Genomic DNA, 14,454 nt, shown 5'->3' with positions numbered 1-14,454 from the left:
TTTGCTTTGGAGTTTGTATAATCTTGTTCTGTCTTCGCAGCACTGAAGACAAAAAGCAAGACAATGGTGGCTGTAGCTCAGTTGGTAGAGTCCAGGATTGTGATTCCTGTTGTCGTGGGTTCGAGTCCCATCAGCCACCCCAAGAATTCGGTAGTAAAAACAAAGGGTTACACGCTTCGAGCTTGTAACCCTTTTTTGTTTTTCTTCGACTGGTGCATTGCTGCTCATCAGTTGTAACCTACTTGTAACCCAACTTAGTCCCCATATATAGCTGGCCAATGCGCTGCGCCACCCCGGCCGTATGTGAGCCAGCATCTGGTAACTAAAGCTGATGAGGACATGTTTTAACCTACCGAGATCTGATCGAGTTGTAGAGAAGCGGGACTATATCCGCCTGTCAAGGTGCCCTGTCTTTCGTAGACTGCCTCAGTGACCACAAGACCTTAGAATCCAGCGCGAAGTAGGGAAACTTCAGCCACCGTGCCTGTCCCGTCTGCCTTACGGCACAAGCTGATCGAAGCCGTATGCTGGCTGGCGATTTCCTTAACGATGGCCAAACCGAGCCCATGCCCGCCAGGCGCAGCGCCTGGGGAGCGGTAGTAAGGCGTGAACAGTTTCTCAACTTCGTCGGGCGGAATGGGCTCGCCATCGTTCACAACCGTCAGCAGCGCGCGGTCTCCGCGCAGCCCGATATACACATGAATCTCTCCCGCAGGCGCGCCGTGAACAGATGCATTGTCTATCAGGTTCTGCAGCATGCGCCGCAGCTGCGAAGGTTCGCCCCACACGCGTAAATCTTGCGGCGCGTCCAGGCTAATCGACTGACCGCGCCGTTCAAGCAGGGGATCGAGTGCCCCGATCACGTCTTGGCAGGCCTCCACCAGCGACACCTCTTGAAGTGCGTAGTCGTCGCTGCGTGCGCTCAGGCGGCTCAACGTCAGCAATTGCTCGGCCAATTTGCTGGTGCGGCGCGCTCCATCCAGCGCCAGCGCCAGCGCCTCGCTGCGCTCCGTATCTTGGGGCGAACGCATCGCATTCTCGATGTGCAGCTGGACCGCGGCAATCGGTGTGCGGATCTCGTGTGCAGCGGCATCGATGAAACGCTGCTCGCGCACGAACGCAGCCTTGATCCGGTCCAGCAAATGATTTAATTCGGTGATGATCGGCGCCAACTCGTGCGGCGTTTCGGGGAGCTCTACCGGATCGAGCGAATCGGGCGAGCGGGCCGCTATGCGCGCAGCCAGCTCACGCAGCGGACGCATGCTGCGCAAGAGCACGATGTTGATCGCGACCAGCATAAGAAGGCCGCCGACGATCAACGGGGCGGTGATCGATATGCCGATATACTCGGCCAGCTCTTCGCGAACTTCCTCCTTTTCTGCCGTGAGCACCCAGGTCCGACCGGAACGCAGCGCGAATACCTCCCACAGGGAATCGCCAGCCTCGTGCGTACTAAAGCCAGGAGCCAGCGGCGCCAGCGCCTCCGCAGGCGCGGATGCCGACTTGGCCAGTAGCACGCCGTCATCGCGCCAGATCTGAAACGCGATCTTGGTTTCATAGCGGTGACCCACCGCCTCCGGCTCATCACTGGTGGAGGCCTCGAGCTCGGGCGGCAGCGCAATAATCAATGGATGTGTGAGCGTCGCGGTTGCCACCTCCTGCGCAACCAGCGCTTCGAGTACACGGGCCGAGGTCGCCAGGCGAGCGCTGAACAGTTCCTCCGATTCGTGACGCGCTACCAGCTGGGCGACAACGCCGATGCCGCTGAAGATCAGGACGATGCAGACAAGGGTGGCGACGACCAGCCGGCGCCGGGCGGAATAGCAGCGCTTGCTCATGCGCCGACATCGCCAAGGCGGTAGCCGACACCGCGGATGGTCTTGATCGCCTCCGCGGCCAGCTTCTTACGCAGGTGGTGCACGTGCACGTCGATGGTATTGCTCTCCGCACCCTCGCCCCAGCCGTACAAGGATTCTTCCAGCTGGGCGCGGTTGAAGACCCGTTCCGGATGCTCGGCAAGCTGCTTGAGCAGCATAAACTCGAGCCGCTGCAGCTCGACCGGCTGGCCGTGCCAGCTCACCTGCAGGCTCTCGACCTCCAATGCCAGTGCCCCGCGTTCGATCCGGTTTACCGGGCGCCCACCATGGCGCCGCGCCAGCACACGCAGGCGCGCCAGCAGTTCGTCAAGCTCAAAAGGCTTGACCAGGTAGTCGTCGGCGCCCAGGTCCAGGCCCTGGACGCGGTCGCGCATGGCGTCGCGGGCCGACAGGATCAGGACCGGCAAGCCATTGCCCGCGGCTCGAAGCCGTTCGAGCACCCGGGTGCCGTCGAGGTCCGGCAGCCCAAGGTCAAGCACGGCGATGTCGAAGGCATTGTCGGCGAGCGCCGCCAGTGCCGCGACCCCGCTGCCCACATGCTCGACCGTGTAATGGGCGCGCCGCAGCGCCACCACCAATCCGCTGGCAAGCAGCGCGTCGTCCTCGACCAGCAGCAGCCTCAAAACTGCATTCCCCCTAAAACCATCATTTCTTCCCTTGAGCAATCTTGTTCAACAACTCTTTCGCTTCACCGCGCCGCCCCTCGTCCGCTAGCTTGCGGCCCGAGCGCGCCGGCGCCTGCATGGCCTTGCGCAGGTAACGCTCGGCTTCGTCGAACTCACCCTTGCGGTACAGATAGTCGCCGTAAAAATAATTCGGATCGATGCCGTCCGGGTTTGCCGCCAGCCCTTTTTTCAGTAGGTCCTCGGCCTTGGCCTTGTCGCCGAAGCCGATCGGCCAGCCGGGCACCTGATAATACAGCGAGCCCAAGCTCGTATAGGCCGAACCGGCCAACGCATTCGGATTGATCGCCAGGGCCTGCTCCAGCGACTTGCGGGCATTCTTCACATACTTCAATGCACCGATCCCGCCCTTGGCACCGGCATACGTCGATTCTACGATCGCGTACCAGATCAACACATCGGCATTGCCAGGATTGCGCGCCGCCAGTCCTTCGCTGTCGGCGAGCAGACGTGCGAACTCTGTCTCCTGGCGGTCGGCCGGGGTCCCGTACTTTATCTGCTCCCAGCCCTGCTGCATGCGCGCGACATCCTCCGCCGGACCAGCCCACGCTGGAGTGCCAGTCAGCAGAAGCGCAGCGGCAAGCGCGCCTATCCATTGCATCAAATTCATTTTCATCCTGATCTCCTTTTACCGTTTAGTTACTATCTAGGCAAGTGTTTACGGATCTGCACCAGCTGTTTGCCGATGGCTTTGTCCGGGATAGCCGGCAGCAGCTTGTTTAACAGCACAAAGAAGCGCTGGGCAGCGCCGAGGGTCTGGGTAGCGGCCTTGCCGGCCAGGAAGGCCATGAAGGCGTCCGCCACCTCTTCCGGGGTATCCTCGGCGTTACGCAGTTCGCGATTCATGGCATTGGCGGCACTGCTGTTGATTGGCGTGCGGGTGGATCGCGGCGCGAAGTGCCGCACGGTGACCGTTGTGTCCGCGTATTCGCGGCGCAGCGCCTGCGAAAAGCCGGCCAGACCAGCCTTGGCGGCGCCATAGGCTGCGAAACCTGGAAAGCCAATCGAGCCGAGGACAGAACCGATATTGATCACCTGCGCATTCGGCGCCGTGCCCAGCAGCGGAAGCAGTTCGCGCGTGAGCAGCATTGGCGCCAGCAGATTGGTCTCCACTTGTGCGCGGATCGTGGCCGGGTCCTGGGTCTCGAACGCATGAAAGCTGTTTACCCCGGCGTTGTTGATCAACAGGTCTACACCTCCGCTGGCGCGCGCGGTTGCGGCGATCGCGCCCAAGGTGTGCGGGTCGCACAGGTCGCCGCAGACGATCTGAACGTCGCACCCGCGCAGTTGCCGCGCCAGTTCCTCGAGAAGCGGGCGCTGGCGCCCGACCAGGATCAGCAGCGCGCAATGCGGCGCCAGGCGGGCGGCGATTGCCGCGCCGATGCCGCCGCTGGCGCCGGTGAGCACGGCGCGATAGCCGCCCGCTTGCTGTCGATTCGTCATGCCGACGCCTCCTTCATGAACAAGGCCTCGCCGCGCGGCAGGCTGCGGAACACGTTGCCGTACAGGCCGTACATCATGCGCGCCATGTGGGTGACCGCCTCGCGGTCGGCACTGTCGTCGAGCCGGTTCATCAGTTTCTCGAAGAAGGCAACATGCTCCAGGTCCAGGCTGCCGTGCGAACTGAGGTAGCTGAAGGCTTCCGCAGGCAAGGCCAGGGCCGACTGGATGCTGCCGGCGGCATGGGTGGCCAGCGCGGTGCTGGTGCCCTCCAGCACGTGCACCATGCCGAAGAAAGCGACTGGGTTGCCGCGGTCGACCTGGTGGTAGGCATAGGCTACCATCAGCTCGGTGCTGGGATGCGGACGGGCGCGCCGCACCGCTTCCGCGTCGCCGCCGCAAGCGCGGATGTCCGACAGGATCCACTCCTGGTGGCCGACTTCCTCCTCGATGTACTCGGCGATTGCCTCGCGCAGCCACTCATGGCGCTCGCCCAGGCGGCTGCCGCAAGCCATCATGATCGGCACCGTGTGCTTTACGTGGTGGTAGGCCTGCGACAAGAAGGCGATGTACTGGGCCGTCACGACCTGGCCATGCAGCGCATCCTGGATAATCGGGATGGCAAACATTTCCTGGCGCTGCGCCTCAGTGGCGGATTGTAGTTGGTCGAAAAAATTCACGTTGAAGACTCCGGTTGGTCGAACAGTGATGCGATCAGGTCGGCATGGGCGTCGCGGATGGCGGCGCGGCGCAGGCGGCCATTGGCAGTGAGCAGGCCAGTTGACGGGATGAAGGGTGGGACCGCGCGCCAGCGGCGCACCTGGGCGTAATCGGGCAGCAGCGCATTGACGCGCTCGACGGCCTGCTGCAACTGGGCCGGCGCCAGGTCGGCACGGGCCGGCACCAGCAATGCTCCAAGGAAGGGCTGGGCCTCACCGACCACAATGGCTTGGGCAAAGAGGCCGGTGCCGAGCAGGAGCGACTCGGGCCACTCCGGCGAAACATTGCGGCCGTACCCAGTGATCAGAATGTCCTTCTTGCGGCCGTCGACGAACAGGAAGCCGTCGCTGTCGAGGTGGCCGAGGTCACCCGTCGCCAGCCATGCCTCTTCCTGTGCTGGCAGACCGAGGTAGCGCGCGCGGCAGCTTTCGACCAGGATTTCGCCGTCCGGCGCGATCTCGACGCGGCGGTGCGCCAGCGGCTGGCCGACACTGCCGTCGCGCTGGGCGCCCGGCAGGTTGAGGGCCACGACCGAGGCGCACTCCGACAGGCCGTAGCCTTCGTAGACGGGAAAGCCGCGTGCACGTGCCGCAGCCAGCAGCTGAGGCGGCATCTTGCCGCCGCCGACAGCGACGAAACGCAGGCTGGCGATGCGCGGATCGTCCGGCCGGGCGGCCGCCACCAGTGCCTGCAGCATCTGCGGCACCAGGGTAATGCTGTGAGGCGCATGGCGCGCGATCGCATCCAGGCACACGGCGGGGTCGAAGCCGCTGGCGCCGCGCATGCCGACCTCTGCAAGCGGCGGGCAGATCGTCGTCGCGCCGCTGAGCAGCGCGGTGTACGGACCAGCGATGTTCTCAAGGAGTACCGCGAAGGGCAGTAGGCACAGATGGCGCTCCAGCCCCAGCGGCGCAACGCCTTCGCGCAGGGCGCTAGCGACGTCCCATTGCTGCTGCGTACTCAGGCACACCCCTTTAGGCGCCGATGTGGTGCCCGAGGTGAAAGTGAGTTTCTGGACGCCGTCCAGCGGGGCGGTGCGCGGCGCCTGGCTCGATTCGCACAGGGCCAGCGACCCTCCAATGTCCAGTACTTCCCCGAAGCCGAGCGCGGCGCCCTGCGCTGGGTCGGCACAGAACAATGCGCCGATGCCGCTCTCCACGATTACATGCATCCATTGCTGCGGAGTGAAGAACAGGGGCAGCGGCACCAGGGTCAGGCCGAGCTGCTGGGTGGCTAGGTCGACCAGTAGCCAGTCGGGGGAATTGTCAGCCAGGATGCCGACCGGGACCTCCGGGCGCGTCCTGGCCGCAAGCAGCCCAACGAAGCGTGCGACCTGCTCCGCGACGGCAGCACGGTCCAGCTGCCGCTGGCCGTCACTCAGCAGGACGGCGGAGTCGGGCAGCGAGTCGAGCAAGTTTTGAATAACCATATTGGATGTCGCCAAACATGACTTGTGGATGAGTGTCGTAATAAGTGCCCCACTGGCCCCCGTCGAAGGACAGGCGCGCCGGATCGGCAAGCGCCAGCACCTGGGGGCGCAGCTGGAGGCGGCCGAAGGAATTGAACAGGCTGGTAGTAGCGGTGAAGGTTACGTAACTCAGGCCCAGCTCGTGCAACATGGTTGTGGTGCCGACGATGAGGGCGCGCGCGGCGCCAGGGTGCAAGGCCGCCAGGTTGCCTACCTCGACGACGCCTTCGCGCGCAACCGGATGCCCGAGACGCGCGCCGATCTCCGCTTCGACCGGGGCATCAAGGTAGTGTTCGAGGAAAAGCGGATGGGCGCCGGCCAGCGAAAACCCTAGCGCCGCGATCCAGTTGCCGTCGGGGCCGCGGCTTCCGACCAGCGTATCGTTGAAGTGGGTGATTCGGGCGTCGTAGTTCTCCAGGAAGGTCGCGGCGATGAAGGCCTCGACCGCTGCACGTCCAACATCGCCCCGCTCGAAGCGCTCGAAGCTGACCCCCCGCGGTTCGCGCGGGATTGGCAGCACCGAGCCCTCGCCCTTGTTCGATTCCAGTAACTTCATGGTGCCAGCGCCATTGCAAAATGTTTCGATGGCCCAAGCGTATGCACTGAACATTAAACCCTGATTAAGCGAACCACAGGCATGATCAGCGGCGGCTCCGGCGGCGCGTCCGGCGGCGCCTGGGTGAATTTCAGCCCTCGTCGCTAATAGCTCGCGCAAGGGGAAAGGCGTCCCGCATGTCCTCTTACAACGCTTCGGCGTGTACGCAACGGAGAACTTGGACTGGCAGCACGTAACTTGACTTGCGTGCTTTTCGCGAGCACAGCAATTGGCTTCCAGTCCAAGACGCTCCCGGTGCTACTGGCGAATTTTCCGTGATCACTTCTGTCCCGTAACGCGGAGTCATCGACTCAACCCACATGGTGTCTTGAGCTAACCGGACGGGATTAACAGCCTCCGACAACTGGCCGCTGTCTCGCCAGTACGATGCCACAGCGGACCAACCCGGCCCTCAGCGGTCACTGCCCGGCCCTGAATCTTCTTGCAACCGATCGCGCGTATCGACCCACAGCGTCTCGGCGCGCAGGCCGGTGCGACAGAATCCGAACACGGGCTTGGCCCCCGCTGCGTACAGCGCGGCAAATGCGTCGCGGTCAGCGGGCGTGATCTTGCCCGGCATGACCGGGAGATGTAGCGCCTGGATTCCGTGCTTTTGCGCTTCGGAGGCGATCTCCTTGAACGCTGGCTGGTCACTGCCCTCGCCGTCGGGCCGATTGCAGACCAATGTTGCGAATCCCTGCTCCTTCAAATGGGCGACATCTGCTGGCATGAGTTGTGGTCCCACTGCATAGTCCTTGCTGAGGTAACGGATAGTCATGGTGCTCTCCTGGCATCGATAGAAAACAACAGTATATTGAGATATATATTGTATGTCGATATAATGTATCTCAATAGATTAAATGAGGTAGCCATGCCGGACACACAAGAACTCAATTTGCACGAAATGCGGGCTGCTGCTGCGCAGGCTTGCGCTCTCCTGAAAGTACTGGGCAACCCCGACCGGCTGATGCTGCTGTGCCAGCTCACGCAGGGTGAGTACTGCGTCAGCGAGCTGGAGACCATGCTAGGTATCGCCCAGCCGACACTGTCCCAGCAGCTCGGCGTATTGCGCGAAGAAGAACTGGTCAGTACGCGCCGCGAAGGAAAGCAGATTTTCTACCGTATCGACAGCAACGAAGCGCTGGCAGTCATGCAGGTCCTGTACCAGCAGTTCTGCCTACCTACCAAAGGAGTAAAAACATGAACATCGACTGGATCAACTTCACACCCTGGACCTCTCTCGCAGGCGGACTGATCATCGGCACCGCTGCGGCTGCATTCGTACTGTTCAACGGCCGAATTGCCGGCATCAGCGGCATTCTTGGAGGGCTGTTGCGCCCTGCCCGCGGCGACATCGGTTGGCGTCTAGCCTTCCTACTTGGTCTGATTGGCGCCCCGCTCGCCTACGCCACGTTCGCCGAACTGCCTGCCGCCACGATCGCAGCCAACGACATGATCCTGATTGCGGCCGGGCTGCTGGTGGGCCTGGGCACCCGTTATGGAGCCGGCTGTACAAGCGGACATGGTGTATGCGGCCTGTCGCGGCAATCGCCGCGCTCCCTGGTCGCGACCGCAGCATTCATGTTCGCCGGCTTCGCCACCGTTTTCGTGATGCGTCACCTCTTCGCTTAACAAAGGACGTCGATATGAACATCCTGATGGCACTGATTGTAGGACTGGTTTTCGGCATTGGCCTGATTGTCTCGGGCATGACCGATCCGGCGAAAGTCATCGGCTTCCTCGACCTTGCCGGAAACTGGGACCCGTCGCTGGCCTTCGTCATGGGCGGTGCGATCCTAGTCGGCCTGGTGGCGTTCCGTTTTGCCGCCAAGCGCGAGCGCTCGCTGCTGGGGGAAGCCATGCGCCTGCCGACCGCAACCCAGATCGATCGTCGCCTGGTGCTCGGTTCGCTGGCCTTTGGTGCCGGCTGGGGCCTGGCGGGCTACTGCCCAGGTCCGGCGCTGGCCTCGCTGGCCACTGGTGATGCCAAGCCATGGATCTTTGCATTGGCCATGGTGGCCGGCATGAGTCTGTTCGAGCTGCTCGAGTGGATTAGTGCACGCTCGCTTCGGAATGCTTGAGCCATGGGCGCTTGTGTGAACCAACTTGACATAGTTCGCGCCGTGCCTCGGCATAGGAGTTCGCCATGCTAACAGCCACCCTGCTCGGTCTCGTCGTTGGGCTGATTCTGGCACTGACCGGGGCCGGAGGCGGCATCCTTGCAGTACCCCTGCTGGTGTTCGGTACCGGAATCGGCGTTGCCGAGGCTGGACCGATCGGTCTGCTGGCCGTAGGAATGGCGGCGGCCTTGGGGGCGATCCTCGGTTTACGGGACGGACAGGTGCGCTACCGAGCCGCGCTGCTGATCGCCGCGGCTGGCATGCTGCTGTCGCCGGCCGGTTTTTGGGCAGCGCGCCTGGTCGATGGCCGCTGGCTGAGCCTGCTGTTCTCCATGACACTGCTCTACGTGGCTTTCAGGACCTGGCGCCAAGCTGCTCGGCCGGCCGTGGCTAACGGACCGGGCAAGCTCGTCTGCGTGCGCGGGGAACAGACCGGACGCTTTGTCTGGACCCGCCCATGTATGCGGGCGCTCGGCCTATCAGGCGCTCTTGCGGGCCTCCTCTCAGGGTTGCTTGGCGTCGGCGGGGGTTTCGTGATGGTGCCGGCCCTGCAACGCTACACCGACCTGACGGTGAAATCTGCGGTGGCGACATCCCTTGCCGTCATCGCCATCATTTCCGTGACGGGAGTCGCCACCTCGGCGGCGCAGGGAGGCATTGATTGGTCTACTGCGGCGCCATTCGCGGGCGGTGCCCTCGCCGGCATGCTGGGCGGCCGTTCGCTTGCAGCCAGGGTCGCGGGCCCGGCTTTGCAAAAGGCGTTCGCCGTTGTCTCGGCCTTGGTCGCGCTCGGCATGGTCGCCAAGGCCCTGCTCTCTTAATTGCACTACATAGTATTTTTTGGAGAACGAAATGAATCTGAGCCCTATCCAGCTGTTCGATACTGAATCGTCCACCTTCACCTACATCCTTGTCGCGCCCGGCGAAAAGGAAGCGGTCATCATCGACCCGGTAGAGCGCCACTGGGAACGCGACCTCCAGCATCTCCAGCGCCTGGGCTTGAAGCTGCGTTACGTGCTCGAGACGCACGCACATGCTGATCATGTTACCTCGGCCGGCAGGCTGTGCGAGCTGACCGGCGCTGTCGCTGCAGCCCCAAGCGGTTGCGGTATCGCCCCCGCCGAGATGCAACTGAAGGATGGGGAGCTGATCTCCTTTGGGACTGGCGAAGAGATCCGGGTCCTGCATACGCCAGGCCATACTGCTGGCAGCATGAGCTACGTCTGGCGGGGCAATGTCTTTACAGGCGATACGCTGCTGATCGACGGCTGCGGGCGTACCGACTTCCAGAGCGGCAGTGCAGATGCCCTGTACGACAGCGTCAACGATAAGCTGTTCACGCTACCGGACGACGCCCTCATGTGGCCAGGCCACGACTACAAGGGCCAAGCGGTGTCGACGATCGGCTGGGAAAAGCGTCATAACGCACGCTTGGCCAACCGAAGCCGGGATGACTTTGTTCAACTCATGAACGAGCTCAACTTGCCGAAGCCGAAGCTGATCGACGTAGCAGTGCCGGCGAATCAAAACCTCGGCTTGCCTCATGGTGGCTAAAGAAGCCGCCAGTCGACCTCCATGGTGAGGGGAAAAATCCGCTTGTTCGTACGCGAAAAAAAATTTGACGGACCCGTCGGTCAGTCGCACATACGCGGGGGCCGACCTTGGCCCCCCCCCGGGTAGGTGGGTCTTACGACAACCTTTCAACCCATCGGAGACGCAAAGATATCCTCATGACTCAACTTTCCGGCCCTACCCTTCATCGCTGCCCTGCGTGCAATGGTTACTTCACGCGGAGCATACTCACGTTCTTACACTTTTATGATGACGTACCAAGCTGGTCAGATGGGAAGAACGAGCAGTGGTGGGCTGGTATTGGTAGCCCAGTCGGGCGCTGCCCTACCTGCTCGAAGATTCTTTGGATCGATGACGCAGATGCGCTGATGCCTGCGCCTGAAAAACCGGCCGCGTTAAGTGCATTGGCGCAATTATGGCATCTGCTGACGGGTGACCGGAGCGGCAAACTTAAGGGTGAGCGGGAATGGTCATCATTGCCACGCGAGATCAAAGAAGCTGCTCGCTTCATCCGGCTCAGCACTGTCCAAGATTATATTGACGCCTTAGCACATATTGCCTCTATGCTGCCCGATCAAGAAGAGTACTTGCGTAGGAAGTTATGGTGGGCCTCGAACGATCACCATCGCAGGCGATCCGATGGCCCTGAACTGGAAGTAAAAGCCGCGCGAGCCAACATGGAACGGCTGCTTGCGTTGCTGCCTTCTGATGCCTGGACGCTTGAACGAGTTGAGCTATATCGTCAGCTCGGGCGTTTTCAAGAGGCTCTTAGCTTGATCCCCTCTATCCCGCCAGATCAGTGGAGGAAAGCATACCTTCAGCAACAGTGGGCTGAGGCGGGGGACTCATCAGTAAGAGTCATCCCGCCACGAAGCGCTACTCATACACAAACGTCGCAACAAAGAGCTCGTGCCTGGTAACCAGGCCGATAAGGCGGCCCTCGCAGGCCGCCAGAATGCATCAGGCCGATGCTTTCACAATCGTCAGTACAGTAGACCTGGAAACGTCGTGCAGCCTCGCCAGGGCGCTAACACTCTGTTTGGCCCTGTACCCTTGCACTATGGCTTCGCGCTGTTCTGGCGTCGTTTTAGCTGGCCTTCCAAGGATCTTACCTTCGGCCTTCGCACGGGCCAGGCCCGCTTGGGTGCGCTCTACGATCAGGTCACGCTCCATTTCAGCCACAGCAGCCAACATGGCCAGCATGAGCTTGCCGGCCGGTGACGTCAGGTCGAGCTTCCCAAGCTGGAGCACGACGACCTCAACGCCGAGACTACCCAACGTCTTGATCGTTGCAAGCACGTCCGGCGCATCTCGGCCAAGCCGATCCAGCTTGGACACCACCAGAATGTCGCTCTTCCTCAGCTTCCCGAGCATGGCGCCGAACTGCTTTCGCTGGGCTGCATGGGCCTTGCCGCTTACCGTATCCCCAAACCAATACTCCACCATGTACCCAGCGCGCTCGATCTCCAATCGTTGATTGTCTGTTGTCTGATCTGCTGTAGATACTCGTCCATACCCGAACACTGCCATCGTTACCTCATAGAATGTTGAAAAACCTCATCAATATATATCAACATGTTGATATATCAAAAGGCTATTTTTCCAACAGTCTCAAAAGGGTCGAAAAACGGGTGTTAGAAATCGGCCTTTTTGATGCACTCGAAAGCAACGAACTGAACACACATAATCTTGCATGCGTTCCTATTCATTACGCATAACGATGCGCTTTCAAAAAATATATTACAGTCTCCCACCCGTAATCTTGCTTTACTTGGCACTTAGACAACCGGTACTATGTTCAGACTGTCAAACATCAACTTCCTGTCCTTCTATGTGGTTCGAGCAACTGCCTCCTACGTGTCCGCCCCCTGGCGCGGTCCCGCCAACGAGTACATTTTATAGGCTGACCGAATCGGCTTCTCCAACGTGTGAGGATTTTTGGTCACATCGAAAATTAAATCCCGGTACCAAGTACAACACCGACGAGTGTCACGCACGCGCGGTCTCGGTATTCAACAGCCCCACCGGACTGACCAGACTTTTGAAAATGGAACGGCATCGTCACAAGACGATCACCGCGATAAAGCTTGACCATACGGCGGGCCTCGTAGAAAAAAATGGTGGACCAGACCATTATTCATGGTGGCGGTCGGAGGCCTTTCCAATTCTGCAAAACGTTCAGGCCACCACATGAGAACTATCAAACAAGGACTAGTCCTTCTCTTCTACGACATACCCCAAGTTTTTTTAGGCAAGGACGAGGTAGGTGGGCAATATGTTTGCATGATAGGCGCTGAAGATGGGGACGATGGGCCTACATATGCATGCACATCAATTTCTCCGGAACGCGCCAAAGGGTTAGTGTGCGGGAAGATCGATCTGCGAGCAATTTATGAAACGCCGGAAATCCGCGAATTTTATAGCGCGCATTTTGTCGGTGGTGATGCCACGCGTTTAATTGCGACCCGGTCGACTTATGACGTGTTTCCTAGTCGGTCCCTTCCAGAGCCGGACCTGTTTTTCGAGGGTTTCGATGAGGTTGCAGAAACTGCCGCCGAGATGGCTACAACAGTATCTTTCGTTTCACTTGAAGTGCCTGAGGCAGTAAAGCAGGCCCGCATACATACAAATACACTGGGCGAGTTCTTATTTATCTTCCAAGCAATGGTCCGCAATTTTTCCCGAGCTGCGGCTCGTGTCGCCAAAAAGCCGTTGAAAAAAGGTGATGACTCGTTCGCCGCTGATGTATTTGGTTTTGCCAAGGGGTCATTTACTGTTAAATTCTGCAGTTCACACCCAAGTGACATGCACGGCGAACATCCTGCATTCACTGCAGCAATGGAACAAATAAATAGATTTTTAGCCCTATCCACCGACTCGGGGGCGGCCCTTGAATACCTGCAATCTGTTCGTGGTCATACTGCCTCGTCCTTAATTAAACTTCTAAACTTTTTGTCTGAACATGAAGCGGCGATACGAGTGGAATGGGCGAACCCTTCGATGGGCTCCGCAAGCAAATCTCGGCTTAGCCTAGCGGAAATCCGAAAACTCGTGGAGGTTTGCAAGCAACGATCGGATCTCAGTGTGCAGGAAGTTATAATCCGAGGTCGACTGGATTTAGCGGCTCAGACTGCAGGCACTTGGAAGCTCATAAGCGAGGAGGACAACGAAGTCTATTCGGGCGAAATAGCGGATGGTTCCAAAGTTAGCCTGAATGGGGCGGTTATTGGTGATGCTCTTTATGAATTTATTTGTGAAGAGTACGTTGAAATCGTCGCAGCAACAGGGCGGGAAGACCGACGATTACTTCTGAAGAAAATGAAAAAAATTAAGGACGTTAGCTAAATTACAATGAATGAGCATGCACCGACTCGATGAAGTAAAGCTAAAGCGCCTCGAGCGGGAGATCAGTAGATGCTTGTTAAGTAGAATATTCGCTCGTATTTTCGATTACCGCCGTGAAGCTTCAGATTGAAATTTCTTCCCCTGCTTTGATTTACGGTCAAGCCACAAACGAAGGTCTTCGTGGTGGATTCTAGCGAGGCGCTCTACCTTGGCAATTATGCGCACGTGTCGCTTGCGCCATTTGTATGGGTGGCGCGTCATATCGAGGCGGCTTGGCTCGATACCCAGTGACAACAACAGCCTAACTCGGGCAATCCGCGCTCGTTCGACTGCCGTCGCCGCAAGATTAGTCCGGTATCGTAGCGCGTGGCAGTGTCGGCACGCCAACTCGCCGCTGCGGTAGTACAAGGATTGAAAATTTCCCTCGTGCGCGCGAGGGCACTTCAGGAGGGGGCGCAACCGTCCTTTTAAGCACTGGACTGCTACGATGTCCACAACCCACGAGCGGCCGCCCAGGGAGACCGCTAGGCGGCTCTGGGTCAGTATCACCACTGTCCGCACAGCTCCATCAGTGAGAACGACCCGCGCATCGTCCGTAGCCTTCGCTGCCCGTATTAGTTTTGGCAGGTTCACT

The 14,454-nt window shown here is 60.0% G+C and carries 16 protein-coding genes and 1 tRNA gene; 8 read left to right on the top strand and 9 right to left on the bottom strand.

Translation table 11 applies throughout. From position 1 onward, the window contains the following. Positions 1-66 precede the first annotated feature (66 nt). Positions 67-142, top strand: a tRNA-His gene (locus QPK31_RS23915). A gap of 301 nt (positions 143-443) precedes the next feature. Here QPK31_RS23915 and QPK31_RS23910 read toward each other — a convergent pair. The 8 genes from QPK31_RS23910 to QPK31_RS23875 form a co-directional block, all read right to left on the bottom strand. After that, positions 444-1,838, bottom strand: coding sequence for an ATP-binding protein (locus QPK31_RS23910; protein ID WP_290425397.1), 1,395 nt, complete (start codon positions 1,836-1,838; stop codon positions 444-446). Continuing rightward, positions 1,835-2,500, bottom strand: coding sequence for a response regulator (locus tag QPK31_RS23905; protein ID WP_290425396.1), 666 nt, complete (start codon positions 2,498-2,500; stop codon positions 1,835-1,837). The genes QPK31_RS23910 and QPK31_RS23905 overlap by 4 nt, the downstream gene beginning before the upstream one ends. Positions 2,501-2,522: 22 nt before the next feature. After that, positions 2,523-3,176: a lipopolysaccharide assembly protein LapB gene (locus tag QPK31_RS23900; RefSeq protein WP_290425395.1), complete on the bottom strand. Its 654-nt coding sequence runs from the start codon at positions 3,174-3,176 to the stop codon at positions 2,523-2,525. Positions 3,177-3,202: 26 nt separating this feature from the next. Next, entirely contained in the window at positions 3,203-4,003 is an 801-nt protein-coding gene (locus QPK31_RS23895; RefSeq protein ID WP_290425394.1) for an SDR family oxidoreductase, read from the bottom strand. Then, positions 4,000-4,680, bottom strand: coding sequence for an iron-containing redox enzyme family protein (locus QPK31_RS23890; protein WP_290425393.1), 681 nt, complete (start codon positions 4,678-4,680; stop codon positions 4,000-4,002). Before QPK31_RS23890 ends, QPK31_RS23895 begins: the two co-directional genes overlap by 4 nt. Then, positions 4,677-6,149 carry an AMP-binding protein gene (locus tag QPK31_RS23885; RefSeq protein ID WP_290425392.1) on the bottom strand — a complete coding sequence of 491 codons (1,473 nt, stop codon included), beginning with the start codon at positions 6,147-6,149 and terminating at the stop codon, positions 4,677-4,679. The genes QPK31_RS23890 and QPK31_RS23885 overlap by 4 nt, the downstream gene beginning before the upstream one ends. Continuing rightward, positions 6,094-6,744, bottom strand: a complete 651-nt coding sequence (locus QPK31_RS23880) for a thermostable hemolysin (protein WP_290425391.1) — start codon at positions 6,742-6,744, stop codon at positions 6,094-6,096. The genes QPK31_RS23885 and QPK31_RS23880 overlap by 56 nt, the downstream gene beginning before the upstream one ends. A 451-nt stretch (positions 6,745-7,195) precedes the next feature. After that, a complete protein-coding gene (locus QPK31_RS23875; RefSeq protein WP_290425390.1) occupies positions 7,196-7,561 on the bottom strand; it encodes a TIGR01244 family sulfur transferase in 366 nt (121 codons plus the stop codon). A 93-nt stretch (positions 7,562-7,654) separates the two neighbouring features. On the opposite strand from QPK31_RS23875, the gene QPK31_RS23870 reads away from it, so the two are divergent. The 6 genes from QPK31_RS23870 to QPK31_RS23845 all read left to right on the top strand — a co-directional run bounded on the left by QPK31_RS23870 (position 7,655) and on the right by QPK31_RS23845 (position 11,395). Next, on the top strand, positions 7,655-7,987 hold the full coding sequence (locus QPK31_RS23870; protein ID WP_290425389.1) for a metalloregulator ArsR/SmtB family transcription factor: 333 nt from the start codon (positions 7,655-7,657) through the stop codon (positions 7,985-7,987). Continuing rightward, positions 7,984-8,415, top strand: coding sequence for a YeeE/YedE family protein (locus QPK31_RS23865; RefSeq protein ID WP_290425388.1), 432 nt, complete (start codon positions 7,984-7,986; stop codon positions 8,413-8,415). Before QPK31_RS23870 ends, QPK31_RS23865 begins: the two co-directional genes overlap by 4 nt. 14 nt (positions 8,416-8,429) lie before the next feature. Then, positions 8,430-8,864, top strand: coding sequence for a YeeE/YedE family protein (locus QPK31_RS23860; protein WP_290425387.1), 435 nt, complete (start codon positions 8,430-8,432; stop codon positions 8,862-8,864). A gap of 65 nt (positions 8,865-8,929) precedes the next feature. Then, positions 8,930-9,724 carry a sulfite exporter TauE/SafE family protein gene (locus QPK31_RS23855; protein WP_290425386.1) on the top strand — a complete coding sequence of 265 codons (795 nt, stop codon included), beginning with the start codon at positions 8,930-8,932 and terminating at the stop codon, positions 9,722-9,724. Positions 9,725-9,755: 31 nt separating this feature from the next. Then, positions 9,756-10,457 (top strand): MBL fold metallo-hydrolase, encoded by a 702-nt coding sequence (locus tag QPK31_RS23850; protein WP_290425385.1) that lies wholly within the window; start codon positions 9,756-9,758, stop codon positions 10,455-10,457. Between the two features lie 176 nt (positions 10,458-10,633). Further along, positions 10,634-11,395, top strand: a complete 762-nt coding sequence (locus QPK31_RS23845; protein WP_290425384.1) for a hypothetical protein — start codon at positions 10,634-10,636, stop codon at positions 11,393-11,395. A gap of 40 nt (positions 11,396-11,435) precedes the next feature. Here QPK31_RS23845 and QPK31_RS23840 read toward each other — a convergent pair whose 3' ends face one another. Beyond that, a complete protein-coding gene (locus tag QPK31_RS23840; RefSeq protein ID WP_290425383.1) occupies positions 11,436-12,005 on the bottom strand; it encodes a recombinase family protein in 570 nt (189 codons plus the stop codon). Positions 12,006-12,665: 660 nt separating this feature from the next. On the opposite strand from QPK31_RS23840, the gene QPK31_RS23835 reads away from it, so the two are divergent. Then, positions 12,666-13,820: a DUF6575 domain-containing protein gene (locus tag QPK31_RS23835; RefSeq protein ID WP_290425382.1), complete on the top strand. Its 1,155-nt coding sequence runs from the start codon at positions 12,666-12,668 to the stop codon at positions 13,818-13,820. Positions 13,821-14,454 lie beyond the last annotated feature (634 nt).

This window comes from Massilia sp. YIM B02769, assembly GCF_030411995.1.
In the GTDB taxonomy this organism is placed as follows: domain Bacteria; phylum Pseudomonadota; class Gammaproteobacteria; order Burkholderiales; family Burkholderiaceae_D; genus Telluria.
Note: the sequence above shows the minus strand (reverse complement) of the source record. Positions and strands in the feature narration are given on the sequence as shown.

What these genes read in the sequence shown, in the direction of transcription:
- QPK31_RS23910 (WP_290425397.1), bottom strand. Translation starts at nt 1,838, where the DNA reads ATGAGCAAGCGCTGCTATTCCGCCCGGCGCCGGCTGGTCGTCGCCACC.
- QPK31_RS23885 (WP_290425392.1), bottom strand. Translation starts at nt 6,149, where the DNA reads ATGGTTATTCAAAACTTGCTCGACTCGCTGCCCGACTCCGCCGTCCTG.
- QPK31_RS23860 (WP_290425387.1), top strand. Translation starts at nt 8,430, where the DNA reads ATGAACATCCTGATGGCACTGATTGTAGGACTGGTTTTCGGCATTGGC.
- QPK31_RS23895 (WP_290425394.1), bottom strand. Translation starts at nt 4,003, where the DNA reads ATGACGAATCGACAGCAAGCGGGCGGCTATCGCGCCGTGCTCACCGGC.
- QPK31_RS23850 (WP_290425385.1), top strand. Translation starts at nt 9,756, where the DNA reads ATGAATCTGAGCCCTATCCAGCTGTTCGATACTGAATCGTCCACCTTC.
- QPK31_RS23880 (WP_290425391.1), bottom strand. Translation starts at nt 6,744, where the DNA reads ATGAAGTTACTGGAATCGAACAAGGGCGAGGGCTCGGTGCTGCCAATC.
- QPK31_RS23900 (WP_290425395.1), bottom strand. Translation starts at nt 3,176, where the DNA reads ATGAAAATGAATTTGATGCAATGGATAGGCGCGCTTGCCGCTGCGCTT.
- QPK31_RS23855 (WP_290425386.1), top strand. Translation starts at nt 8,930, where the DNA reads ATGCTAACAGCCACCCTGCTCGGTCTCGTCGTTGGGCTGATTCTGGCA.
- QPK31_RS23875 (WP_290425390.1), bottom strand. Translation starts at nt 7,561, where the DNA reads ATGACTATCCGTTACCTCAGCAAGGACTATGCAGTGGGACCACAACTC.
- QPK31_RS23845 (WP_290425384.1), top strand. Translation starts at nt 10,634, where the DNA reads ATGACTCAACTTTCCGGCCCTACCCTTCATCGCTGCCCTGCGTGCAAT.
- QPK31_RS23865 (WP_290425388.1), top strand. Translation starts at nt 7,984, where the DNA reads ATGAACATCGACTGGATCAACTTCACACCCTGGACCTCTCTCGCAGGC.
- QPK31_RS23840 (WP_290425383.1), bottom strand. Translation starts at nt 12,005, where the DNA reads ATGGCAGTGTTCGGGTATGGACGAGTATCTACAGCAGATCAGACAACA.
- QPK31_RS23870 (WP_290425389.1), top strand. Translation starts at nt 7,655, where the DNA reads ATGCCGGACACACAAGAACTCAATTTGCACGAAATGCGGGCTGCTGCT.
- QPK31_RS23835 (WP_290425382.1), top strand. Translation starts at nt 12,666, where the DNA reads ATGAGAACTATCAAACAAGGACTAGTCCTTCTCTTCTACGACATACCC.